Genomic DNA, 24,809 nt, shown 5'->3' with positions numbered 1-24,809 from the left:
AAAGATTAACGCTTTTTTATTGTAATCAAAAGGTGCAGTTTTAGATTTAAAATAAAGTTGCAACTTCGCAACATAAATACTCTATTTCCTGAATATCTTTATGACATAAAATCCATCACCTCCCATTCCTCCGATACTAATCAAACATACAGCTCTTTTTACAAGAACTTCAATTCCTTGCCGGGCAATTTGGTTTGTCTTTTGATCACTTGTCAAAACATGCCCATATTGATTACATGTTTGTCTATGCCATAAAGAAAAAACAAAATAAAACGGAGGTGGCGATGTGATTTCAATCAGTTTATGCATGATTGTAAAAAATGAAGAAGCTGTTATTGGACGGTGCTTAGATTCTGTGCAAGGGATAGCTGATGAAATAAACATTGTGGATACCGGTTCAGTTGACAAGACGAAGGACATCGCTGCCCGTTATACAGACCGGATTTTTGATTTTGAATGGACTGATGATTTTGCGGCTGCCCGAAATTTTTCGTTTCAGCAGGCAACGACCGACTATATTTTATGGCTTGATGCCGACGACGTGTTTACTGAGAATGATCAAGAGATTTTATTGGATTTAAAAGGAACGCTAGATCCGCGTATTGACGCGGTCTCAATGAAATACCATTTAGCTTTTGATGAAGAAAATAACGTCACATCCAGCTTAAGAAGGTACCGGCTGGTAAAACGCGAAAAAAGCTTTAAGTGGATTGGCGCCGTCCATGAATATTTGGAAGTGTACGGAAACCTTCACCACAGTGAAGTTGCAGTTTCTCACCTTCCACTTAGCCATGACGCAGATCGCAACCTCCGAATTTATGAAAAAATGGCCTCGTCAGGAAAGGATTTTTCTCCAAGAGATTTATTTTACTATGCGAACGAGTTGTGTGATCACGGAAAAATGGAGCAAGCAATTGAGTATTATTTACGGTTTTTACAAATGAAACAGGGATGGGTCGAGGATAATATCAGAGCGTGCAATAAATTAGCAGACTGCTATCATTCATTGGGGCTGAAGGAAAAAGAATTAAGCTGGGTGCTCCACACGCTCGTCTATGGACCGCCTAGAGCAGAAACCTGCTGCAGGTTGGGATACTATTTTTTAGAAAAAAACGATTTTCAAAGTGCGGTCTATTGGTATGAAAAAGCAATAGAAAACAAAGGAGCAGAAAACCTGGCTTTTCAAAACCGCGCCTGCGCGACCTGGCTTCCCCACCTGCAATTAGCAGTCTGCTACGATAAACTCGGCCAGCATCAGCTTGCCTATCAGCATAATGAATCGGCATTACAATACCGTCCCCATGATTCAAGAATGCTAGCCAACAAAAAATATTTTGAAGATATCCTTCAGCAGCAAGCTAGCTCCGGGGGTGAACAGCATGGAAATCAATAAAAGGTAACTTTTAAGGAAGGAAATGAGAAAGAGAGGAAAATCACTAAAAGGCAATTACAATTTTTGAAGAAATGAAAACCAAAGCGAAAACAGCCCTTAAATGTGAAGAGAAGGCCGCAATCTACGCTCGTCGGAAAATCGAAGTAGAGAGTGCGTTTGGTCACCATTAAAGGCTATCGGTCGTTCCGCAGGTTTTCATTGAGGGGGCTCATTAAGGTTCATGTCGAGTTTGGGATTGTGGCATTGGCCCACAACCTATTGAAAGTAGCAGGCATCCGCCAGCTACTTTCAGATAGAAATCAACAGAATAGAAAAGCAAGAGGAGAAAAACGAACCTTTTTCTCCTCTTGCTTTATTTTAGGGACTTTTCAGACAGCCCTTCTATTTTGATACGCGTGGATTTATGAGCAAATACATAGCAGTGAACTGAATGTGTATTTAAGAGAATCTAATTGCGTTTATCTCCAAATTTAGTGCGCTGCTGCTACTCACATTACTTGCTGTGGTAAAGATTATCCTAACCTCATAGGAAGTCGTACCAGTGACTGTTGCAGTCTCTACATACGTTGTAGCAATTGGAAATCTTGACGTAATTGCAGCATTAACATTTCTTTGCACGGTGCGTGTATTTACAAATACTCCGTTTCTATAAACTCTAGTTTGGAAAGTAAAGTTCGAGTTAGCTGTCGTTGTCACATCCACAGAAATGGCAAAATCTAATTTTATTAATTGGCCAGTGACTGTTGGCACACTTAAAGTCCCAATTGACGTTTCAGTACCATTAACAGCAACTGAAACTGGGCCTGCTACCTCATTGTAAAACAGCTGCGGATTTGCCCCGGTTGGTCCAGTTGGCCCGGTTGGTCCAGTTGGTCCGGTTATTCCTGTTGGTCCAGTTGCCCCAGTTGGCCCTGTTGGCCCTGTTGGTCCAGTTGGTCCTCTACTACCTCCACATGAGTTAAGTTGAGCGCACATTCCTGTCACTACTTTCAGCAAAAATTTGTGGAATCAAAGATACAAACTGATTAATATTGATAATTTAATGAAAAAGAAACGGTTACATTTGCAGTTCCAGTTCCTCCTGCCCCAACAATACCTATTGAATTGATATCATTCAAAGTGACTGATCTACTTTCTCCTGGCGCTACTGTAAATCCCGCAACTGCTGTTCCATTAACTGTAAGAGAAGCTGTGGGGCCAACTCCTACAATCCCATTGTTTTCTACCATTATTGTTCCATTTATAACAAAAGAAGTTCCATCTTCCCAAACTGGAGTAGCTACAGCTCCAGTATCTCCTAAATCAATCGTGAAACATACAGCATCGTTTACAAAGCCAGTTTGCTCGTTACTACAACCGCCCAAAATAGCCATAATTATCCTCCTCAATTTGTATTATCTTTATAAGAATATGTTATAAAAAACAATTTCGATTGGATAATCAACCTAACTTAAAAATATTTAATAGTTTTAATAATGTGATTCAGCTGAACTTCTATTTGTCCTTTCAATTTTCTTTTTGATGATTCGATCTTAAGACACTCGAGATCTTTAACCGTAATAGAGCAACTTTCTCCTTTATTCACACCTAATGAATATAAATTTTCTTTAGTCTGAAGAATAATTTTAATCGAACAATTCTTGGTATCCTTATGATGAAGAGTGACTGTAGCAGTATTAGCAAAGTTAGTTTCGTTGTTCCATAAAATACCTGTTTTATTTTCATTTGTTAAAAAACAAATTTCAAATTTATCCTTTATACTTGGTTTTAAAATCAGATAATCATATACAGGAATTTCAACTTCACCAATACCACAAAAAAAAGAAATATCAATCAAAATACGTGAATCTGAACGATACAAAGCTTTATTGGCACATAATGTTTTCATACAACAAGGAACAAGTAATTCTAGGACAACACATTTTCGCAGTTCATTAACCGAAATGACCTTAAAATAGCATGTATGGAATAGTTCTCCATTCGATATGCCAGATGCAATAAAATGTTCTCCTTCTTGATTAATTAAAAAAACTGGTGTTACAGCAAAACATTCATCAACTTTTATTTGTTTTTCATTACTTTGAATTCGTTTTAGTTTTTCAATGATGCAGCCTGTCAAGTTAAACCAACTCAATTCATAGCTATAAAAGTTAAAGTAGCTTTTTATAACTTATAATATGCGACATAAGACTAATTGTGCATTTGGTGAGAATACACCTTCATTGACTTGTATATGCCCCTTTGATTTGGTTCAAGTGCATCTAAACCGCAAGCCTCCATCTTTTTCCGCCAATCATGCACTATTGTATAACTAGAGATTCTAAAAAGAGTTGCGGTATCCATTAACGACGCACCAGACCGAATTTTTGGGTTGAAAATCCTAAAATACAACATCCAAAGGCAGTTGTGGAATTGGTATTTTGTGACTCTTCAGTAATTCTGCTACTTAGCAAAGATAATGCCTTATCCGAGAATTTTAGAAAACTTTTGAAGACTGGAAGGGTTTAAATTCCTACAATCGTTCGTAAACCTTATTGAGGGGGCATTAGTTCAATAAGAAATAATCAAACTTTTTTATAAAACCGAAAATTAAATATGCCAAAAAGGAATCCATTTTGATCAAACTTTATTTCAAAGCAACAGTGAGTGTGGCTTTGAAATAAAGTTGCGATGTTTTGAAGAAAGTCACGAACTTTATCCCTTTAGAAGGGGTGTTTTTATGTCTAAAAGAAAAAGAGCATCTGAAATTGAGAAGTGGATTAAAGAAGCTAATTAGAAAAAATGGTAGAACATTGGACTGCTCATAACTTTGATTTAGAGATATCAAGATATTAACTCCTGACACAGCATCAGAATATACATTTCTTTAGATACATGGGCATTTTTATAATGGTACTGCATTCTTAGTACTGATTATGAGTTAGATGATTTTAAATATATGTTAGGATAGCTAAACAGTAAAATCATTAATTTCTTTCACAAGAAAAGAAGTACCACACATTTAGAGTCAAATAAAATAAATAAATATAGATTTCAAACGCCAATTATGAAGAAATATCCATTAGTTTGATTAGATAAAGAAGACTGCAGATATATAGAATAGTTAATAAAATTTAACATAAAAATACAGAAATTCAGCAAGCAGAAGATAGAATAAATGATTAGATTTCGGAAAAATTTGAAGAGGATGAGATAGAACTGTTGGAAACGGAATTAATGACATAAATATTTTATATTTAAACTTTTTTACAAGATAATGGATAAATTTAAAATAAGAAACTATTTTGCTCAAACTTTAATTAAAATGGTTCCTTTTATTCACTTACAGTACCGTAATAAGAGAAAGAGTCATTAACCAGTTTTTAAATATTATTGCATATTATACCAAGTATAATTAGAATAGTTATGTAAACCACTAAAATGGAACAATTAGATTTGAATTCGCAAAAAATCATTTGCTAAGCCAAAATAACAAGCTAAAATCCCCATCATAAGTGATAAGGATTGTACATTTGTGAACTCATAATAAGTCCGAAAAAAACCAGTGCCTATTCTAGACTGACACTGGTTTCTGGTTTTTTTATTTATCTTGGTAAGTTAAAGGTAGCAGATTTTCCTTTGAATTGGTCTTTGCCATCTGTACCGACAAATGGACCAAATCTCATATCAAACTTTTTATATATTTCAAATTCATCTTTTCTAAGTAGGAAAACATGCAGTTTTTCACCTTTTTGTCCCGCAGCAATCTCCCTTTGTTCACGAGGTTCCACCATACCCTGACTTAACACTTTCGCACGATTGTCATCAATATTAAGAGTAGTTTTTAGATTCGATATGTCAACAGGTTCTGATGTTTGATTATCAACATTCAATTTGACAGTCACAGCCACAATCCCATTATCACCAAAATTTCTAAAGCGTTCTTTATTGGCTTCTGTTGGAATCACTTCAGTATATTGTACACCTTCAAGGGTAATTTTCACTTTATCTATCTCTTTGGTATCATTAATTCCAGATTTTTCAAAAATCATTTTTTTGTCAGCCATATTATCAGTCGTTAAACGATCTTGATAAAATTGGGGTTGTTCAGCTGTTTGTTTTGCTTGTTCTTCGCTATAAATAAAATCATAAGCCGGCGACTGCTGCATGTTACTATTTTTAGCTTGGTCATTATCAGCTAAACCGCCTTCAATTATATATTTTGGTTTTACTGTTTTTAATTTTTCAAATTCAGCATCTGATAATCTGAAACTCATTAAGCCAGTTACCTTCTCGCCAGCTTCATATAAAGTAATCTTTTCTTTATTCTTTTTGATTCTATTAATCTGCTGATCTTCAGGTACAAGAGTTTTCCAGTCAGCCGGAATATAATCATACTCATTGCTTAGCTGGATCTTATGATTATTATTATAATACATTGGTTTATCGGTTCCATTTTCAATGGTAACTTTAGTCGTTATTACGTATCCATTATTCTGGCCATCAAAACGCAACTTAGAATCTTCGTTCATGTCTGTTACTTTAACAATTTGGTACTCGTTAACGGATACTTTGAAACCTTTAATATCATTTAAAAATCCAGGTTCTTTATTGGTATAAACCACTTCAACATTTCCTTCTGTTTCTTCTGCAATACTTGGATTCAATACCTCACCTGATTTAGTATCTGATTCTTCTGCTTTTTCATTCGTTTTCCCTTTATTACTTGTTTCCTCTGTTTTAGCCTTTGAATCATTCTCCTTTGGAGATTCAGAAGCTTTTTCTTCATTTCCGCAAGCCGCCAACAATAACATTGCTGCAGAAAGGATTGATACCGATAATACTTTCGTTTTTTTCACATTTACACCCCTTCTTTTTATGTAGACCATAATTATTATAAAGGAAAATAGATAAGAATTCCTTTAATATTACAAAAATGGTATATTTTATCTAGTTTTGAAGAAGACTTTATCCCCAATTTCAATAAGTTTTGTAGTATGAAACTTTCTGAAAATTTTGATAGAAAAATGGATGAATGAACGGCGAAAAGTCATTAAAGCATAGATTGATCAACCTGCTTTCACGAGAAATTAAGAAAGAAGAAGCTAGATTTTTCGATTTTGCTGTCTTGGATAAAAGAGTCAGGAGCATATTTGAGCTGCGTATCGGCATCAATTATACTTAAGGAAATGGATGGAACTAATAGAAAGACTGCCATCCGTCTATCCAGTAAAAATCTAACTAGATACCGGGAGGAGAACTGCTTACGATGACACAATTTGAGGCGTTCAATTCACTTAGGGAAATAGGAAAAAAGCCGGTCTTGGCGCAAATTGGCGGATTTCGTCCGGAGGAAGCGAGGATGAGTTGGTTTGGCGGGCATTTTTATATCGATAAAGAAGCGGGATGGCCTCATGACAAAGATGGTCCCATGATTCCCGTATTGCAAGCGTATGTGCCTGAAATACCTGGTGGGATCGATGGTGTGGGAGAGGCAAGTTTGATCCAGCTATTTCTGAACAGGAAACAGCTTCCAATCTATCCTGTCAAGAACGGAGAAGGCTGGCTACTCATCGAGCATCAGTCGGTGGAAGAGCTGCAATTAATGGAAACACCGGAAGAAGCAAGAGGTCTCAGGGAGTTTCAGATTAGATGGCACAAGGCTGATAGCGATGATTACCCGTGCTGGGAAGAGGCTTGGGATTATGTTGACTTGACGGAAGTGAACGAGGATGAAGATGCGAGCGATCAGTTCTTCGATGAATTCGGCAGTTACCCGCAAACGAAAATAGGAGGATACGCATCCTATATCCAGTCACCGGTTTCCTTAGAAGATTGTCAGTATATCATGCAGATCGGAAGCGAGGAAAAGCCGAGATTTATGGTGGGTGACAACGGGACGATTTACTTGTTCAGGTCTCGTTCGACTGGTGAATGGCATATGCATTGGGATTGTTATTGAGGGTTTGGCGGTCAGATAAGATAAACTGGCGCTAAAAAGTAGGTTTTTCTACCCATGCCCGTCAGCATGAAATAATTTAAGCTGTTTCCGGACTCGCAAATGGTAAAATTATGTTAGGGTTAAGCCAGCGGTCGGTGGAGTCGTTTCGTCTAGTCTCTTGGGATTTTGGCGAATCGGGACAGTTTAAGCCGCGAGATTCAACCGTTTTCGGTTTAGTTAGCTTAGCTTGTATACGACTGGTTTTGTTTAATACTTAATGTTTATAATGTATTTTCCAGAGAAGGCAAAACACAATGCTATTTCCTTAAGTTACTTTATTTTAAAGCTGCAGGTAAAATACTTGTATATACTATCTAGAATAAAGAGACACTATAAAACAACTTCGAAAAGGTACACTTAAACAAAGTACTAATTCGAAAGATGTTTTGCATGGGAAAAACTATGTGATACATATTATTCTAGGTAATATGCACTAAATAAACTATTCATGTCCTTCATATGGGCATACCTCCTTCTTGCGTGAGATAAAGTGGTTGAGGAAACCAACTCTTTATCCCACGCAAGAAGGAGGTTTCTTATTACCTCGCTAAAAAGCTTTCTGGAACTCCCTGCATAGACAGGGGTTTTCGAAAATCATTAATCAAACCCACAAATTTTATTCCAAACCAACAAGATTTGAAACGAAATTAATCAAATTTTATTTCAAAGTTACAAAAGGAAAAATAAAAATACTTGCATTTTAAATCCAATTGAGTTAAATTATTTGATGGGTCAATGATTGATAGGTCAAATAATTTCAAACAATAAAAAAGGAGGGAAGTTATTGACAAATTCTTGCTCTAAGGAAGCAATTATTTTATATAAATTATTTTTTATTAATAAAGAAATCAATTCGAAATTTGAAGGGTGTACAGGTGTTAGTCAGTCGCGCCTTGAACTTTTGAGCCATCTTTATCAAGTGGATGAAATGAGCCAAAAAGCGCTTCAAAAGGAGATGAATATTGACAATGCTGCCATCACGCGGCATTTAAAACAACTCGAAGTAAACGGGTTGATTTTAAGACGAAAAAAAACAAGTGACAATAGGATTACGCTTGTGACGCTTACTGATTATGGACGTCAAAAAATTAGTTGCTATCAAGAAGAAAAGAAACGTTTCGTCACTTCTATGCTAAAAGATATTAGTGAAGAGGAACGAGATTTGCTATTTGATATGCTAAATCGTATTCAAAATAACATAAAAGAAATCTAATACGTAAAATTTTAAGAGGACGCCGTTCAAATATGCAGCTAATGCTTGTAGCACGCGAACATGGATACGATACATGCCTAATCGGTAGTTTTAGAAAAGGATAAGATTGCAGAAGTATTTGGCTTAGAAAAGGATCGTTATATACCAGTGATGCTTATTTCAATTGGGAAAGCAGCAGACAGCGGTTATAAATCTGTTCGAATTGTATAGTGGAAGAAAAAAAGGAAAGAAACAAGTCCTGTGGTGGATTGATATACACACTGCGTGTTCATGGATGTTTTAAATTTTCTTTAGCATAAAAAGATTCAGAGAAGAGGAGGAGAACGATGATTATTATTCATGCTGTGATGCAAATAGACTCAACAAAGCAACAAAGTTTTTTAGAAGAGATAGAAACACTAATTCGTGCTTCTAGACAAGAAAGTGGAAATATTTCTTACAATTTATATAAGGATATAGAAAAGAACCATACATTTACCATGGTTGAAGTATGGCAAGATGCAGCGGCGGTAGAAAGCCATAATACAAGTGAACATTTTACTTCTTTCGTGGCCAAAGCTAGTAACTTTTTAGTTGCGCCACTTGATATAAAAGCATATGATGGACACCCTTTGCAAAGTTAGGGAGTTCTAGTGCAAAAAAATCTTTAGTGAGTTATAAGTAGACATCACTTTTTTATTGCGAATTATAAATGGTAAGATTGTTAATTAAAAAATATCTGGATAATAATGACATGTCCGAATCTTACTAAGAATAGTAAAGTTTACATTTTTAAGAGATCCTCCTGCATGGCTATCGACTTAGTTATAAAACACCTTTGAAAATCGCGAATTAATTAGAAGTAGAAGGAACAAAAAACTAATGAATATCGATGGCGCAGCCGTATTTATCCTTGTTCGCTCAACCGAGCAAGTCAGAGTCTTCACCGGAAATGCCGGCATAGAAGACTGTTCTGTATTTAAGAAAGTGCTGTTGTAATTGAAGAAAAATATAGAAAATATTAAAAAATTATAGGAGTTGTTTGCACATGAAAACTACATTAAAAACAAACGATTTTATGAAAATAATGAAAGGGCGCCGATCCATTCGCAACTATGATCCAACAGTTAAAATCAGTAAAGAAGAGATGACTGAAATATTAGAGGAGGCGACTACAGCTCCATCTTCGGTTAACGCACAGCCATGGCGTTTTCTTATCATTGAAAGCCCAGAATCCAAAGAAAAACTTGCGGGGCTTGCTAAATTTAATCAGTCACAAGTCACCACTTCATCTGCCGTAATCGCCGTATTTGCAGATATGAACAATGCAGACTATTTAGAAGAAATTTATTCAAAAGCCGTTGACTTAGGATACATGCCACAGGAGGTAAAAGACAGACAAATCGAGGCTTTGAAGGCACATTTTGAACAACTACCGGAGCAAGTAAATCGGGAAACGATTCTAGTTGACGCTGGTCTCGTCTCCATGCAGCTTATGTTGACAGCACGCGCGCACGGATATGAAACAAACCCAATAGGGGGCTATGAAAAAGAAAATATCGCTGAAGCTTTCGGATTGGAAAAGGAGCGCTATGTACCAGTCATGCTTCTATCCATCGGAAAAGCAGTCGATGAAGGATATGCTTCATACCGTCTCCCTGTCGATAGAATTGCACAATGGAAATAATATAAATTGATATTAGGAAACAGAAAAGGGGGGGATTAGTGAGTGGAAGTACTTGCGGCCATTTTAGTTGGGATAGTAGCAATAGAACATTTATTTATTATGATCCTTGAAATGTTTTTTATTGATTCAAAATTGGCAAAACGAGCTTTCAATTTACCGAAGCACTTAGAAAGAGATCGAAATGTAGCCATCATGTTTGCAAATCAAGGTTTATATAATGGGTTTTTAGCAGCTGGTCTCATTTGGGGACTAATACTTGGACTTAATTCAATTGGCTATATGATTCAGTTGTTTTTTGTAATTTGTGTGGTAGTGGCAGCCATTTTCGGAGGCTTTACATCCAACAAATCAATTATTGTGAAACAAGGAATTCCAGCTATTTTAGCACTGGTTACCCTTTTGTCTGTAATGTAGAACCGAAGCTTTTATATTTTATAAATATATGTATGTTGAAGATCATAAGATGAAAACAATCAAACTTTTTTATAAAAAAATCTAACAGAGTTATTAAAAGAAAATCCATTTTGAAGAAAACTTATTCAAAATGGATTTTTTGTATTCTTTGGTAAATAAAGAGTCAATAAAATGTTTTAATTAATCTTTATTTGAAAGCTACATTTGTATAAAATTGCAACGTTTATCCCCCTTTAGTTCTAATAATTGGCAGGGGGTTTTTTAGTGAAGGGAAGAGGTATGCATATTCAAATGGGAGAATGATTGAAGGGGAGTAGCGGGTATTTCATTAACTCAGTAGATTGCCCATAAAGTAGTTTCCTAATAACAAATATAGTAAAATAAAGGAAAAAGAAAAGGCGGTTTTTGAATGCAGCGCAACTTTGGAAAGTATGATATACCAGCAAGCCTTCAAAAATTAATGGAATTAGAGAAGGAACTTGGCGATTGTGAATCTTTTTATAATGGGCTTCACTTTTATATTTCATTATCCGACTTTCGCTATTTTAACACACCAAGCGATGTTATTGTATTTGGCCATATTGGAGTAGATGGTATTCATTATGGGTTTTTAACAGACTATGGATCGGTTTCTGACCTTGAAGAGGCGCCTATTGTCTGTATAAGTCCAATGGAGTTTGAAAAGCCAACCCTTATAATCGCAAAAAATTTGCGTGAATTTTTACGTATCAATTGCACAGATAGTGATTTATTTTATAATTATTTCGCTGATGAAGACAGTTATTTAGTATTCAAGGAACGGGAAGTGGATGATGAACTTCATCCTCAGTCTGAACGACAATTATTAAAGTATATCGATAACTTTTTAGAAAAAAACATTCAAATGCCTATTATTGCTAATCCTTATCGCTATATTCAAACGCTTAGATTGCAGCGACAAAAAAAGATAACTATTCAAACCCAGGATGGTCTTGGTGTAATTGCTCCATTTCTTGCTAATGAAACGCACATTCCTTTTAAAATTAATAAAGACGTTGAACCAGACTTAGCAGCTTTAAAAGCATACTTATCTCGTGCACCAATACCATCACAATATGCTGTATTTCGAGATATACAACTTCATCATGTTCTATCAGATGAACCATTGTTAAAGAAAATTGTGCTGGAATCCATGTATAATATAGGACTTATCGATGAAGCGAATAGACTATCTTAAAATCTCTTACCAGGTCTAAAAAATAAGCCTGAAAATGTTTCTAAATGAAAGTGTTTGAAGACATATTAACCTAAGAAGTGCTGCAATATCAGCATTTTTTTGAATATAAAAACTAGTTAAAGGTCAAGAAAAGCATAGTTCGAAAGGTCACTTATCAAAAAAATCTTCTAAGTTAACTAAAAACGTCAATATATACGTAACCAAATAAGAGGAGGGAAAATGTGAACGAAAGTATACTTATTATAGAAGATGAAGTAGGATTAATTAAAATGTTGAAACGCTTATTGGACAAAGAAGGATTTCAACAAATCTATCAGGCTGAATCGGGGGATCAAGCATTAATAAAGGTCAAGGAACACAAGATTGATCTAATATTGCTCGATGTCATGCTGCCTGATATAAGCGGTTTTGAATTGTGTCAACAAATTAGAGAAATATCAGATGTTCCCATTATCTTTTTGACTGCTCGCACTACAGATATTGACAAATTAACCGGATTTTCTATGGGCGGTGATGATTATATAACGAAACCGTTCAATCCTCTTGAAGTCGTTGCTCGAATAAAGGCCATTCTATATCGTCAAAGAAAAAGACTGCCGGAAATGGTTAAGATGTTTCGCACAGAACGGTTTGCATTGTACTATGACCAAGCAAAATTAATTGTAGAGGAAAAAGAAATAAATTGCCCAGCTAAGGAGTTCCAATTACTAAAATTCATGTGCCAACATCCCAATCAGGTTTTTAGTGTAGAACAACTGTATGAAAAAATTTGGGGGGATTATAACATTTTTGGGAAAGAAAATACGGTTATGGTCCATATTAGTCGTCTACGTCAAAAAATTGAAAAAGATCCTAAACATCCGGAGTATTTAATAAATGTTAGGGGATTGGGTTATATGCTGAATCATGGAAACTAAAGGAGTTGCTAATGAAATTAGAATCTAGAATATCCTTGGCTTTGATAATCATTTTTTTAGCCATAGGTGCTATCTTTTTTATAACGGGCTTTTCAGTCCTTAACTTATTGAACATTCCTTTAAGAATTAACGGATTGGTTAATTATGTTTTATTCCCGTTATTATTCATTGGAATGCTTATTCTGCTTGGCCGTATTATTGACCGTCAAATCAGGAAGCCCCTTTTCTTTTTTATACGCTGGATTGATCAATTATCACTTGGTGTTTTTAAAATGCCTAATACAATAAAGAATTTCCCCTTAAATAAGATGAAGTTTGGTCCATTTGTGGAACTTAAATCAAAGCTCGATGGACTAACATATCAACTAAATGCAGCGGAGGAAGAGCGAAAGGAACTTGAAGATATAAGAAAGAACTGGAGCGCTGGAGTGACACATGATTTAAAAACACCGTTATCGTACATTAAAGGCTATGCAGCCATGCTTCGTTCAGAACATAATTGGGACGAAGAAGAAATGAAGGAGTTTGCTAAAATCATTGAAGAAAAATCATTGTATATGGAGCAATTACTTGATGATTTAGGTGCTATTTATGAGTTTGATAAAATGCAAATTCCATTGAATTTACGTACTATGAATCTGGTCACTTTTGTACAAAATGTTTTGAAAGATATTCGTCAGTATCCGCTGGCTAATGATTATTACTTTTATTTAAGAGTCCAGGATGAGGGAGATATTTTCTTATCTTTTGATCAAGCATTATTAAAAAGAGCTTTAGAAAACTTTATTATGAACGCTATCTATCATAATCCCCGTGAAACAACTATTACTGTTTCCATAGAAACTATAGAAGGTTCAACTTTAATAGAAATTAAAGATAATGGCCGTGGAATGGATGATAAAACAATTAAACAGTTATTTAATCAATATTACCGAGGTACAACCACGGATAAACGCCATCTTGGGTCAGGTTTAGGAATGTCTATTGCTAAACAGTTTATTGAAAAACAAGGTGGGCAGATTAAAATTGAAAGTGAGCCGAATAAAGGGACGAAGATAAAAGTGTATTTCTTTGCCAAAAATTAAGGTCCTGTTAAGACACCATTTCAGTGGTGTTTATTTTTTTGCCCTATACTTTATTTAGCAATTAAGCGTTCCCGGTGATTCATTTCATTACGAAATAGGGAGGAATGAAATATATGAACAAAACTATCTATAGGCAAAAGGGAAAAGATTTGAATCAAGCTATCAAGATGATGTTCACTATAGTGGCATTATCTGTAACTAATGTAGAGTTTGGTGGGTGGTGCAAATGCTGATTGAAGCTCAAGACATTTCAGTAACAATCGGTGGACGGCTTGTACTAGATGGAGAGTCTGTTCGTTGTAACCCCGGTATAATGACAGCCCTCGTTGGTGCGAGTGGTTCTGGAAAAACCACACTCCTGCATTGCCTCGGAATGTTGCTGCCGGTTGATAAGGGGAAAATTCTGTCTGGAGGGAATGATGTCACGAGGTACAGCAATGCAGCGCGACGTCGCTTCTGGCATGATCATGCAGCGTTCATACTTCAGGATTACGGCATTATGGATGAAGAGTCGGTTGCCTTCAATGTTACGATGAAGGCAGGTATCCTTGGACGGCGTGTCCTGGGAGACAAAGAACGCTTGGTACAATCACTTGAACAGACAGGTCTTAAAGACCGGGAGAGTGAGTTAGCTGGACATTTGAGTGGAGGTGAAAAGCAAAGACTTGCCTTGGCTCGCGCTATCTATAAGAATGCAGATGTGCTTTTTGTTGATGAACCAACTGCTTCGCTTGATGCAGCGAACCGGCATAAGGTCATTGAATTGCTTGCGGACTTTGCCTCAATTGGGCGAACAGTTATTATCTCAACACATGATTCCGAGATGATTGATGCATGCAGCGCCATTCATCAGGTCGGTTCAAAAGAACGTCACGTTAACTAAAGAATATAAGGAGGATATGCATGAAGCCGATTTCTAAGATTATTATCAGTTTCATTGTTGGTTTACTACTAGTAATGGGAGTCTTTGCGCTTCTAAACGGTTGGATAACGGGATCACCAAAAGATACCCACCCGCCATGCGACCGGCTGCCATCAGTTGCAGAAGCCAATGCTGCTTTGAACGATCATGCGAATTTAGCTAAGGAAATAGAAAAGTTGGGAGAGGGGATTAAAGTGGAGGTTGGTCAGCCTTGCTCAGATGATCTGAAACGGGGACTCATCTTGGTGAGCTATGATTCGAAATCAGATCGTGATGCTATAAATAATTTACTCTCTCATAGTGAAGGATTTGGGGTCCCGATTCATTTGGTGAAGCGCTGACACTGTCTTTTCAACTGTTTGCCTAAAATGTTGTTTCTGATACTTGTACACGGGTATTTCGTCTAGAACCCTCGAATATGACCCCTTTCATCTATGCTACAGAGTTTTTAATATAGCTTGTAGAGGGGAATGATAGGCAGTAATTCAAGGGATAAATAGTTTCATAAGGAAAGAGGAGTGGATAAGGGAGATGAATATTTATAAGCGTATCATAGTGGTTGTATCGGGTGCGTTGTTTATTTTACTTGTCCTGCTGGCTGCAATTATTACCGACCTGAATGATCGAGATTTCCCACAAGCTATTGGCAGCGAAAGCAGGCTTAACATTACCTTCAATGAATCGGCGTACTCTATTACTGAAGCATTTTCGAAGTTAGTAGAACTCGATACACGCTTGGATCTTGGACTGGTCAAGATTGCCCCTGATCTTGCGAGCGATGGAGATGGCAAGATCTTTGTTACGCTTAATGATGAGGAAGATTTGCCCGATGAAATTACTGGGTTTAACGGTGATAATAAAGTCGAAATCGTCGGCAAACATCGTCTTGCCAATTCTTATCCCGATGGGGTCTACCTCGTTACTGGCGATACTTCTCATTTGAATGAGTTTGTAGACACTTTGAAAGATGAAGGAGTAAAAGTTACCCGGAGGGATGTCTCTATCTTTGATAGTTTTATATTCGTGGTGCAAGAAAGAGGTTTTACAACCGTAATTTTTGCATCACTTGCACTGATCTCATCGCTTGCACTGTTCTGGTTGTTAGTGAGGGCAAGAGGGCGTGCACTTCGTGTTTTGGGTGGGTCTTCAATTGTACGGATTCAAATGCAGGACCTTACAGAGTTTTGTGTGGCGCTAATAGGCTCGGCAGGAACAGTAGCTATAATTGCGGCAAGCTATGTAGGGATTTTTCATGGCTGGATATATGTTAGTACCTTCCTAAAAATACTGATTAGTTTACAAGCAGTTGTTATTGCTATATCTATATTTGTGGCACTCATTATGTCAGCCTCTGCATGGCCGAGTGTTTTCATGCTAGCTACTAGACAGCCAGCTGTAAAAAGTCTCCGATCAGCAGCGATTGTAATCCAAGCGCTGACGTTTGTTTTAGTGGTGGCTACGACTGCTCCTGCTTGGTCTGCCTATAAACAATCGTCTGCTAAGGAAGCTGAAATGACGCAGTGGAAGAAGCTTTCAGACCAAGCGTCAATTGTGTTCACAACAGATATTGACGAAATGGATCGGATGCAGCCGATGATAGGCAGGATGATAAAGGATTCAGAATTGATGGATGCAGTAGCGCTTTCTTATACTTATAAAAAGGAAATGTGGGCACCGCTTGATTTTGGCGAGTACTCCGGTGTCTCTTTTGTAAACCAGCGTTGGCTTGACTTAGTCTCTAAAGGAGTGAAACAGCCGACTGTAACGAAAATTGCACTCGGCAGCATTTCAAATGATCTTGTTCACGCAATCCAGGAAGAGGTTGATATATTGTCGAGAGAAGAGCATTCCAAGTATCTATTCGAACAATTACAATTCTTCGAACCAGTCGAAGGATACCAACTTCCAGTAGCACAAGGGGGAGGGGGAGAAAGTCTCTATTTTGGAGATGATATCCTGCTTGTTGTCGTTCCCTCGCTGTATGACAGCTTTAATGACACGACTTTGACATCCATGGTCTCGAGTGGCAACATAGTGTTTACTGGTATAACTGCTACGCAGCAATTATTAGAACAACACAGCCTTAATGCCAAGGCGCTGCGCAATCGCGGCATCAGTGGGGAACTAAAAATTGTTTACATCGCAGAAGAGGGTATACTACAAGCTCAGTTCGCAGCATACCTTGTATGGCTGCAGAATCTTTCCATGTTTGCACTGATGATTGCTTTCAGTATTGCTACTGTAATCAGGTCATTAATTGCAGCAGCATCACAGGCAAAACGTGACTTCCCATTACGATTAGCAGGTCAGTCATGGATGAGAATCCTTCAGAACCGTGTGATAAAAGAATTGTTTGTAGGAACTATACTTGTAATCTTTGTTGTCATGTTACAAAGACCTAATGAAATTGAAATTATACTTATGACTGCTGCATATGGATTGCTTATTGGACCAATGTCCCATCTGTTTGCCGTACATTGGTGTTTTAATGGAGTCAGTAAACGCAGGATTTGATTAGATTAATGGAATAGCCAGAGATTTCTCGGCTTTTTAATTGATAAGAAAGGGTTGTAGAAAAACTAGAGAGAAAGTTTATTGATTTCCAACATGTGAATTCGGTAACTTAATCTAAAAAACACTTCATAATAATTTTAAATTTATATCTATACTAATTAATTTAGACGGGACAACAAAGGCTTTGGAGGTTATGGTAAAACTGCTGAACAAGAAGTCTTTTATGTTTATTATAATGTAAAAGAAAAACGCTATTATGAGTTAGCTCTAAAACCCTATACAGCTAACTTTATGCACTTATGTGAGGTTAATTACTGAAAAAAGCTAGAAGCAAACAACTTGTGTGATGGGATTAAGACTAATAGCATCACTCCTAATGGTTTTAAGAAAAAAGAAGATGGAACCACCTATCAAAAGAGAAGTTCTCGGTTATCTTGAGGAGTATCAGTGAAGCTGATACCACCCACAAAAAGAAAATGTCAAGGTTATAATTAAGTTGTTCAATGTCGAATACTTCTACTTACCCCCGTCCTGTTTTGGATGGGGGTGAAATAATAGTGTTTTTCAACACTTGTTCCGGAGCACTGAAGAACTTTATTATCTTGTTCCCCTCACGGTTACCTGAGTTCAAGCAGAAAACTTCACAATTTCTTGACTCTATTCGAACAATGGCATTATATACGTTCTAATCATTTCAATTCTATCCTTGGCACGTGGCATAAAACGAGAAGCAATAGTAATTACCATTTCCTGTTTAGGGTTTATATAAATTACATTGCCCCCATCGCCAAAAGCTGCATAGCAATAATCATCAACAATCCACCACAAGTATCCATATGAAAACTTTCCCCATCGACTTTTTTCCGTTGTGCTGTCCTCTATCCACTGGGAAGAGAGAATTTGATGACCGTTCCATACACCATTATTTAAAAATAACTGACCTATTTTTGCCATATCCCGAGGTGTTAAGGTAAGCCCCCCACCTGCAGTGTTTACACTTTTAGGATCTGTAATCCAACCAGTTACATGTTTATCCTTAAGGAAGGCAAAATATTCTTCTTTATTTAGTATAAATGCACTATTAGGAGCTTTAATATCAAGAGGTTTAAACAAGTTCTCTGTCGCGAAATCAATTACACATTGACCAGTTGCATTAGTAAGTATACCTGATAAAATATGTGTGCCAACAGTAGAATATTTAAATTCTCCAATATCGCCTTTTCCCCCTAGCAAATCCAGTGTAGCTTTTACCCAGTCGTCACTTGTATAAATCTTTGTATATGGCTCTGATTTGTATTTATATGGTGCAGTCATTGTCATCAAATTTTTTATTGTTATATTTTGTATTGTTTTTTCACCACGCTTAACTGTGTAATCTGGAAAAAATTCTAATACTTTCTGTTCTATATTTTTTATATATCCTTTATCTATTGCAATGCCAATAAGAACTGATATAACACTTTTTGTTACAGATGCAATATGCAATACATCCTCTTTGGTGTATCCATCAAAATATTTTTCATAAATCAAACTTTCATTTTTTCTAATAACAATGCCTGCTATATTTGCATATTCTTTTTTTATTAAATTTTCAAATTTAGAAATGGGAGTATTATTCATTTCTACCTTTTCGAATAGACATATTGACGTCAAATACATCCATCCATTCCTTTCGTTAATTCATTGATCAATAATGATGTAAGAATAATTTATTATAAAATTAATTTCAATGCATTTTTAAAAAGAAATGAAATGTGGAAAAAAAGTAGATTTGTTATGCAATTATTGTAATAAAAACGCCACTCTATTTGAAATGTATTATTTTCTATTCGGGTATATATTTATAATTAATATTGGAAATTACTCCACTAATTAGAATAATGATATAATTTTTAGGAAGGCACTTTTCATTAATTTATAGTCATATTTCTCTCTACTAATCAATTACATTAAGCGGGCAAACATGTATGAATTCTTTTAGTAGATACGGCTATCCGTTTGAATACTATCAAAAATTAAAAGAGGTAAATCTTCTGTAGATTTAAAATAAAGTCGATATGTTTATAAAAGTTGCACAGCTTTACCCACCCCTTGGATAATATTGTAAAAAAGGATGTTTTTTTAGATTGAGCAGTGGATGAAACAAGGCCAAGGGAGAGGTTGGAACAAAGATCTCTTTTGATAGGTTGATATAGGTATGTTATATGTTAAAGAAAGCAGCTATTTTAAAAAGGAGGAAGAAATGGTTCATGTATTGTATATAGAAGATCAAAGTGATATAGGCAGCTGGGTGACAAAGGATCTAACGGAAAGAGGATATGAAGTAACATGGCTACAGTCAGGCGAAGGAGTGGAAGAGTATCTATTAACCGTAGATATCCTCATTTTGGACGTAATGTTACCAGGATTAGATGGTTTCTCTATCGGAAAGCGTATCAAAAAAGAAAATAGTGATTTGCCTATTTTAATGCTTTCCGCACGTACCTCAATTGAGGATAAAATAGAAGGTCTTCATTTTGCAGATGATTATTTAACAAAACCTTTTCATCCTGATGAGCTTGCAGCTCGTGTCGAAGTATTAATAAGAAGATATCAAAAAAATGACGATATATTAGAATTGCGACATCTAACTATTTATACAAAAGACATGAGATTAGTAAACAATGACACAGGAAGCGAAATTCAATTAACAGGAAAACAATATCATTTATTTCAATTCTTTATTCGACATTTGAACCAAATATTAACAAAGGAACAGCTATATGAAGGCGTTTGGGGCGAGCGATATATCGAAGGAGATAAGACTTTAATGGTTCATATTCGTTATTTACGAGAAAAAATTGAAAAGAATCCTTCAAATCCAACAATCATTGAAACGATTCGCGGCATCGGATATCGGGTGAAAATATGAGAAGGTTTTTCCAATCATTATTGGCGAAGTACATGATGATTATTTTAATTGCCATTTTTCTTGTTCAATTCGCCTTCCTAGTTGTCACAATATTTGTGTCTGGTGTTGCAGAAAACATGGAAAGTGGAAGTCAATCCCAATATAGGAATGATTTCAATGAAATAGAGACAAAGTGGCATGCTGAAGCAAACCATTTGAAAAACGTCACGCCTGAAACAATTGAACAGCATTTTTCCAAGTGGAAAAATCAATTTCACGATGCCTCTATGTTTTGGGTGGATGAAAATGGTAAGTTAGGAAAGCAAGTAAATGTAAGAGAACAACTTCCTTCCGAATGGTCATCTTTTTTTACAGCAAAATTTATCAAAGGTCGTTATGAAGGGGACCCCTTTACGGTTATTGCCTTTGTTGGAAATGAAGAATCTCGAGGCTTTATAGTTTTTGAGATTCCTAGAACTGCGTTAAAATCTCCGCTTGAAAAAGTAAATGATAATTATGGCACGATATTATTAGTCGGTGTTATCTGTATCATCTTCTTATTTATTATAGCTTCCTTTTTATTTTTTAGAGGCATCAGAAAACGATTATTACAATTACAAGATGCGATGGAGATACGGGATGTTGACGGTTTGCCAATCCAGATTAACGTAAAAAAGCAGGATGAAATTGGACAACTTGAAAAAGCGTTTAATCAAATGGTATTTGAACTCAAGGAAAGTAAGCAACGTGAACAGAAGGAAGAACAAATACGGCGGGAATTAATTGCTAATCTTTCTCATGACTTACGGACACCTTTAACCAAAATAAGAGCTCAAACCTATTCAATTGCTAAAGAAGATTTATCAGAAGAGGGTACAAAAGCAATAAAGGCGTTGGAAGCCTCGGTAGTGAATATTGATAGATTAATTGAAAATTTGATGTCATATACTCTACTAATGGCTAGTAAATATAAAGTTGATTGGAAGGATATAGATGTTATTCGTTATGTGCGTGAATGTTTAGCTTTATGGTATCCGGTTTTTGAAAAAGAGGGATTTGAAATAGAAGTTAAATTACTCCCGTTTAAAAATAGTAAATGGACGGTTGATCCAATTTGGTTAGGACGTATATTAGATAATTTATTGCAAAATGTATTGCGTCACGCTAAAAGTGGAAGATATATTTGTGTGAAAACGGAATCCACAGATCAATATGATGCTATAGTTGTTTCAGATAAAGGAAAAGGGATGAAGAGTATTTCAAATGAAGCAGGTGCAGGAATTGGATTGTCTATTGTTGATATGATGGTGAAAGGTATGGAGTTATATTGGGAAATTAAGTCAAGTGAACATGGAACAACAATAAAAATAATAAAAAAAAGAGACTCAAGTAAAGGTAGATTGGAAAAGGTCATTTAGCACCTTTTCCAATCTATCTTTTTTTAAACAAAATTTAACCTGTCAGCATACCCAGTTTTAACCTTCTTTTCCTAGGATAGAAGATGAGGTGAGAGAAATGGAATATGTAGTGCAGACGGAAAATTTATCTAAACGTTTTGGTAAAGAAGAGGCTGTTGCAGGCTTGAACATGAAGATTAAAAAAGGAGAAATATACGGATTTTTAGGGCCGAATGGTGCAGGGAAGACAACGACGATTCGTATGCTTTTGGGGTTGATGAAATCAACATCGGGTATGATTCATATTTTTCAAAAGGATTTAAGGCTGGAAAGAAGAGACATATTAAAAAGAGTAGGTTCACTAGTAGAGAATCCATCCTATTATCCTCATCTAACTGCTTATGAGAATTTAGAAGCATTGAGAAAGATTTTAGGGGTGCCGAAAACGAGAATTAACGAAGTATTAGAGATTGTTCGATTACAAGACGTGGCAAATAAAAAAGTAAAAGGCTTTTCATTAGGAATGAAGCAACGGTTAGGAATTGCGGCTTCTCTATTAAACAATCCCGAATTATTAATCTTGGATGAACCTACAAACGGACTAGACCCATCCGGAATTATTGAGATCCGGAATTTAATTAAACGATTGCCTGCTGAGACAGGAATGACTATATTAATTTCTAGTCATTTATTGTCAGAGATTGATCAAATGGCGACAACGGTAGGGATCGTTACAAAAGGAAAAATGATTTTTCAGGATTCCATTGAAGCATTACGTATGTATGCGCAGCAAAGGATTTTATTAAAGGTTAGTGATAGTAAGCTAGCTTGGCGCTCCTTATTAGGAAAAGGGATAAATGCTGATTGGCAAGATGGGATCATTTTATTAACCGAGCATTCAAATGAGGGGGTAGCAAAAGCTGTACAGTCTCTTGTTCAAGAGGGTTTTTCGATTTATCGTGTTGAAGAGGAAAAGAGATCATTGGAAGAAATATTCCTTCAAATGACTATGGAGGAGAAAGCAGTATGATTGGAAAACTTTTAAGGGCAGACTTTTTAAAAATTAAACGAAAAGGATTTTGGTTTCTAACCTTTTTAGGCCCCTTTGGTGTTGTCGCATTACAGATGGTTAACTATGGAGTGAGAAAGGATTATTTATTAAAACAAAGTGAGGATGATTGGGGATATTATTTATTGAATGTAAGTTCTTTTACACCACTTGCACTTGCATTAGGCATCGTCATTTTAACATCCTTTATGGCTAGTATTGAAAATGAAACGAATTCATGGAAGCAACTGATTTCGTTGCCTGTTTCCAAAATGAATGTTTATTTATCAAAATTTACAGTGCTTGCATTTTTTTTATTCCTATCATCCGTGCTATTGATGGTATTTACCATAGCTTTGGGAGTCTTTTTAGATTTGGGTGAGCAAACTCCATTTGCTGAGATAGTAAAATATAGTTTTTATCCGTATTTTGCCGCACTGCCTATATTGGCATTACAGCTTTGGATTGCGACTGTTAGTCAGAATCAAGGGATTCCGATTACCACAGGGGTTTTAGGCGTGATTTTTGTTTATTCGGCTTTGGTTTTACCAGATTGGATGATTTGGAAGTGGCCTTCATTAACGAACGAATGGAATGAGCCGATGATCAATGTCCTGCTTGGAATTGGAGTAGGTATTTTATTATATATGGCTGGAATGATAGATTTTACAAGAAGGGATGTGAAATAATAAATGCTCTCTATTCTTCAATCAGAATGGTTTAAATTGCGAAAATCAAAAATCCTATTAATTATTTTTACCGGTCCTCTCATTGGCCTTTTTACAGGGATGACTGCTAAACCCTTCCATGTAGAAATTGAAATAAATGAATGGTATTTACCATTATTATCAATGAACTTGACATATGCTTTACTATTTTTACCTTTGGTCACGGGGGTGCTGGCGAGTGTGATATGCAAATATGAACATCAAGCTGGTGGTTGGAAGCAGCTGTTAGCACTGCCTGTAACAAGAGGACAAGTATTTACAGGGAAATACATATTGTTAATGCTCCTCGTATTGGTTATACAATTATTCTACCTTGGTGCCGTTTATGGAGTGGGAATGATGAAAGGTTTCACAGATCCATTTCCAATTGAAATTGTTTGGAAAAGTATTTTCGGAGGATGGATTGCCACGTTTCCATTAGTGGCTTTTCAATTGTGGATGTCTATTCTATTCAAGAGTTTTGCTGCTCCTTTGGCTGTCAATGTGATCTTCACATTACCGTCAATATTAGCGGTTAATTCTGAGCGTTTTGGACCTTATTATCCATGGGCCCAGCCCTTTGCAATGATGTATATCAGTGATACTAGTGATGATGTGTTTTCTGTTCCTTGGGAGCACTTACTAACCGTGGTGGGAGGAAGTTTTATTTTATTTTTTCTTGGAGGGTATTTATATTTTCATAGGAAAACTGTATAGAACGGATAAGCCTTATTCCCAATCAACTTACTTAATTGTTGTAAATTTATTTTTCCGCATCACAACAAGAAAACCTTGGTATATTCAATTCTTGCTGTACCAAGGTTTTCTTTATAAAATATAAAGGAAGACTCTACAAAGGTGGAGAGACTATATCCGATCGATATATAAGCTTAAAAACCTATTTTAATTCCCGCTTATTTTCTTTTAAAAACTCTTTGTAATTTTCTCCCCATTCATTCATTAGAGAAATAATTGGTTCGAGCGTTCTTCCAAATTCCGTTAATGAGTATTCCACTTTAGGGGGGATTTCGGGATATACTTCTCGATGAACAATTCCGTCTTCTTCCAGTTCCCTTAATTGGAGAGATAACATTCGTTTGGTAATACCAGGCATTAATCTACTGAATTCATTAAATCTTTTCTTTCCATCTAATAAATAAAACAAAATAACGCCTTTCCATTTACCCCCGATCACATCAAGCGTTCCTTCAACCGGACATCCTTCAGGGCATCCATACCCCTTCTTTCGATTTCTCATCGGTACTCATACCTTTCTCATTTCTGCTTGTTCTTCTTTTCTTAATTAGTAACATAGTTAATAGCAGATTACAAGAATGTCAGTTGCAGCTGCTTTCATTTCTCTCCTAATAGGTAACATGTGTGATACCAGATTACAAGAATGTGCGTACTTACTCTTAATATATTTCTTTTTTATAATAAACATGAA

24 protein-coding genes and 1 pseudogene are annotated in these 24,809 nt (G+C 36.0%); 18 read left to right on the top strand and 7 right to left on the bottom strand.

The features are described from left to right. Positions 1 to 286: 286 nt before the first annotated feature. Complete coding sequence (locus BCI01S_RS19080) at positions 287 to 1,393, top strand: tetratricopeptide repeat-containing glycosyltransferase family 2 protein (RefSeq protein WP_061800736.1); 1,107 nt, start codon at positions 287 to 289, stop codon at positions 1,391 to 1,393. Positions 1,394 to 1,831: 438 nt separating this feature from the next. Here the strand turns inward: BCI01S_RS19080 and BCI01S_RS25385 are convergent, their stop codons facing one another. The 5 genes from BCI01S_RS25385 to BCI01S_RS19060 all read right to left on the bottom strand — a co-directional run bounded on the left by BCI01S_RS25385 (position 1,832) and on the right by BCI01S_RS19060 (position 6,231). Next, the gene (locus BCI01S_RS25385) at positions 1,832 to 2,368 is read right to left on the bottom strand and encodes a hypothetical protein (RefSeq protein ID WP_061800734.1); all 537 of its coding nucleotides are present in this window, start codon (positions 2,366 to 2,368) and stop codon (positions 1,832 to 1,834) included. A gap of 50 nt (positions 2,369 to 2,418) precedes the next feature. Further along, entirely contained in the window at positions 2,419 to 2,766 is a 348-nt protein-coding gene (locus BCI01S_RS19070; RefSeq protein WP_061800732.1) for a DUF3992 domain-containing protein, read from the bottom strand. A gap of 77 nt (positions 2,767 to 2,843) precedes the next feature. Continuing rightward, entirely contained in the window at positions 2,844 to 3,512 is a 669-nt protein-coding gene (locus BCI01S_RS19065) for a CotZ-related putative spore coat protein (protein WP_061800730.1), read from the bottom strand. Between the two features lie 71 nt (positions 3,513 to 3,583). Beyond that, positions 3,584 to 3,736 carry a helix-turn-helix domain-containing protein gene (locus BCI01S_RS26380; RefSeq protein WP_369691036.1) on the bottom strand — a complete coding sequence of 51 codons (153 nt, stop codon included), beginning with the start codon at positions 3,734 to 3,736 and terminating at the stop codon, positions 3,584 to 3,586. A gap of 1,241 nt (positions 3,737 to 4,977) precedes the next feature. Further along, positions 4,978 to 6,231 carry a DUF5068 domain-containing protein gene (locus BCI01S_RS19060; protein WP_061800728.1) on the bottom strand — a complete coding sequence of 418 codons (1,254 nt, stop codon included), beginning with the start codon at positions 6,229 to 6,231 and terminating at the stop codon, positions 4,978 to 4,980. A gap of 410 nt (positions 6,232 to 6,641) precedes the next feature. Between BCI01S_RS19060 and BCI01S_RS19055 the strand changes: the two genes are divergently transcribed. From BCI01S_RS19055 to BCI01S_RS19005, 12 genes and pseudogenes are all read left to right on the top strand, one after another. Continuing rightward, on the top strand, positions 6,642 to 7,334 hold the full coding sequence (locus tag BCI01S_RS19055) for a DUF1963 domain-containing protein (protein ID WP_061800725.1): 693 nt from the start codon (positions 6,642 to 6,644) through the stop codon (positions 7,332 to 7,334). Positions 7,335 to 8,157: 823 nt separating this feature from the next. Beyond that, on the top strand, positions 8,158 to 8,586 hold the full coding sequence (locus BCI01S_RS19050; protein ID WP_047943954.1) for a MarR family winged helix-turn-helix transcriptional regulator: 429 nt from the start codon (positions 8,158 to 8,160) through the stop codon (positions 8,584 to 8,586). Positions 8,587 to 8,618: 32 nt separating this feature from the next. Further along, positions 8,619 to 8,796: pseudogene (locus BCI01S_RS24905) on the top strand (nitroreductase family protein); the annotation flags it as partial. A 116-nt stretch (positions 8,797 to 8,912) separates the two neighbouring features. Further along, a complete protein-coding gene (locus tag BCI01S_RS19045) occupies positions 8,913 to 9,209 on the top strand; it encodes a putative quinol monooxygenase (RefSeq protein WP_061800723.1) in 297 nt (98 codons plus the stop codon). Between the two features lie 404 nt (positions 9,210 to 9,613). Further along, positions 9,614 to 10,252: a nitroreductase family protein gene (locus tag BCI01S_RS19040; RefSeq protein ID WP_047943956.1), complete on the top strand. Its 639-nt coding sequence runs from the start codon at positions 9,614 to 9,616 to the stop codon at positions 10,250 to 10,252. Positions 10,253 to 10,294: 42 nt separating this feature from the next. Next, the gene (locus BCI01S_RS19035; RefSeq protein ID WP_047943957.1) at positions 10,295 to 10,666 is read left to right on the top strand and encodes a DUF1304 domain-containing protein; all 372 of its coding nucleotides are present in this window, start codon (positions 10,295 to 10,297) and stop codon (positions 10,664 to 10,666) included. A 409-nt stretch (positions 10,667 to 11,075) separates the two neighbouring features. Further along, the gene (locus BCI01S_RS19030) at positions 11,076 to 11,882 is read left to right on the top strand and encodes a hypothetical protein (RefSeq protein ID WP_061800721.1); all 807 of its coding nucleotides are present in this window, start codon (positions 11,076 to 11,078) and stop codon (positions 11,880 to 11,882) included. 221 nt (positions 11,883 to 12,103) lie between these two features. Next, complete coding sequence (locus tag BCI01S_RS19025) at positions 12,104 to 12,799, top strand: response regulator transcription factor (protein WP_061800718.1); 696 nt, start codon at positions 12,104 to 12,106, stop codon at positions 12,797 to 12,799. An 11-nt stretch (positions 12,800 to 12,810) separates the two neighbouring features. Then, the gene (locus tag BCI01S_RS19020; protein WP_061800714.1) at positions 12,811 to 13,884 is read left to right on the top strand and encodes a sensor histidine kinase; all 1,074 of its coding nucleotides are present in this window, start codon (positions 12,811 to 12,813) and stop codon (positions 13,882 to 13,884) included. 226 nt (positions 13,885 to 14,110) lie between these two features. After that, positions 14,111 to 14,767 (top strand): ABC transporter ATP-binding protein, encoded by a 657-nt coding sequence (locus tag BCI01S_RS19015; protein WP_061800711.1) that lies wholly within the window; start codon positions 14,111 to 14,113, stop codon positions 14,765 to 14,767. Between the two features lie 20 nt (positions 14,768 to 14,787). Beyond that, positions 14,788 to 15,147 (top strand): hypothetical protein, encoded by a 360-nt coding sequence (locus tag BCI01S_RS19010; RefSeq protein WP_061800708.1) that lies wholly within the window; start codon positions 14,788 to 14,790, stop codon positions 15,145 to 15,147. A 598-nt stretch (positions 15,148 to 15,745) separates the two neighbouring features. Beyond that, a complete protein-coding gene (locus tag BCI01S_RS19005; protein ID WP_235844540.1) occupies positions 15,746 to 17,320 on the top strand; it encodes a bacteriocin-associated integral membrane family protein in 1,575 nt (524 codons plus the stop codon). Positions 17,321 to 17,977: 657 nt separating this feature from the next. Here BCI01S_RS19005 and BCI01S_RS19000 read toward each other — a convergent pair. Continuing rightward, positions 17,978 to 18,940: a serine hydrolase domain-containing protein gene (locus BCI01S_RS19000; protein ID WP_061800749.1), complete on the bottom strand. Its 963-nt coding sequence runs from the start codon at positions 18,938 to 18,940 to the stop codon at positions 17,978 to 17,980. A gap of 622 nt (positions 18,941 to 19,562) precedes the next feature. Between BCI01S_RS19000 and BCI01S_RS18995 the strand changes: the two genes are divergently transcribed. The 5 genes from BCI01S_RS18995 (at position 19,563) to BCI01S_RS18975 (ending at position 24,079) form a co-directional block, all read left to right on the top strand. Beyond that, entirely contained in the window at positions 19,563 to 20,231 is a 669-nt protein-coding gene (locus tag BCI01S_RS18995; protein ID WP_061800747.1) for a response regulator transcription factor, read from the top strand. Next, positions 20,228 to 21,628 (top strand): HAMP domain-containing sensor histidine kinase, encoded by a 1,401-nt coding sequence (locus BCI01S_RS18990; protein ID WP_061800706.1) that lies wholly within the window; start codon positions 20,228 to 20,230, stop codon positions 21,626 to 21,628. The genes BCI01S_RS18995 and BCI01S_RS18990 overlap by 4 nt, the downstream gene beginning before the upstream one ends. A 97-nt stretch (positions 21,629 to 21,725) precedes the next feature. Further along, positions 21,726 to 22,637, top strand: coding sequence for an ABC transporter ATP-binding protein (locus BCI01S_RS18985; protein WP_061800705.1), 912 nt, complete (start codon positions 21,726 to 21,728; stop codon positions 22,635 to 22,637). Next, positions 22,634 to 23,344, top strand: a complete 711-nt coding sequence (locus BCI01S_RS18980) for an ABC transporter permease (RefSeq protein ID WP_061800703.1) — start codon at positions 22,634 to 22,636, stop codon at positions 23,342 to 23,344. The genes BCI01S_RS18985 and BCI01S_RS18980 overlap by 4 nt, the downstream gene beginning before the upstream one ends. A gap of 3 nt (positions 23,345 to 23,347) precedes the next feature. Next, positions 23,348 to 24,079, top strand: coding sequence for an ABC transporter permease (locus tag BCI01S_RS18975; protein WP_061800701.1), 732 nt, complete (start codon positions 23,348 to 23,350; stop codon positions 24,077 to 24,079). 181 nt (positions 24,080 to 24,260) lie between these two features. On the opposite strand, the gene BCI01S_RS18970 is transcribed toward BCI01S_RS18975, so the two are convergent. Beyond that, entirely contained in the window at positions 24,261 to 24,620 is a 360-nt protein-coding gene (locus tag BCI01S_RS18970) for a winged helix-turn-helix transcriptional regulator (RefSeq protein ID WP_047943959.1), read from the bottom strand. Between the last annotated feature and the right edge of the window lie 189 nt (positions 24,621 to 24,809).

The organism is Niallia circulans NBRC 13626, from assembly GCF_001591585.1.
Lineage (GTDB): Bacteria > Bacillota > Bacilli > Bacillales > Cytobacillaceae > Niallia > Niallia circulans.
Note: the sequence above shows the minus strand (reverse complement) of the source record. Positions and strands in the feature narration are given on the sequence as shown.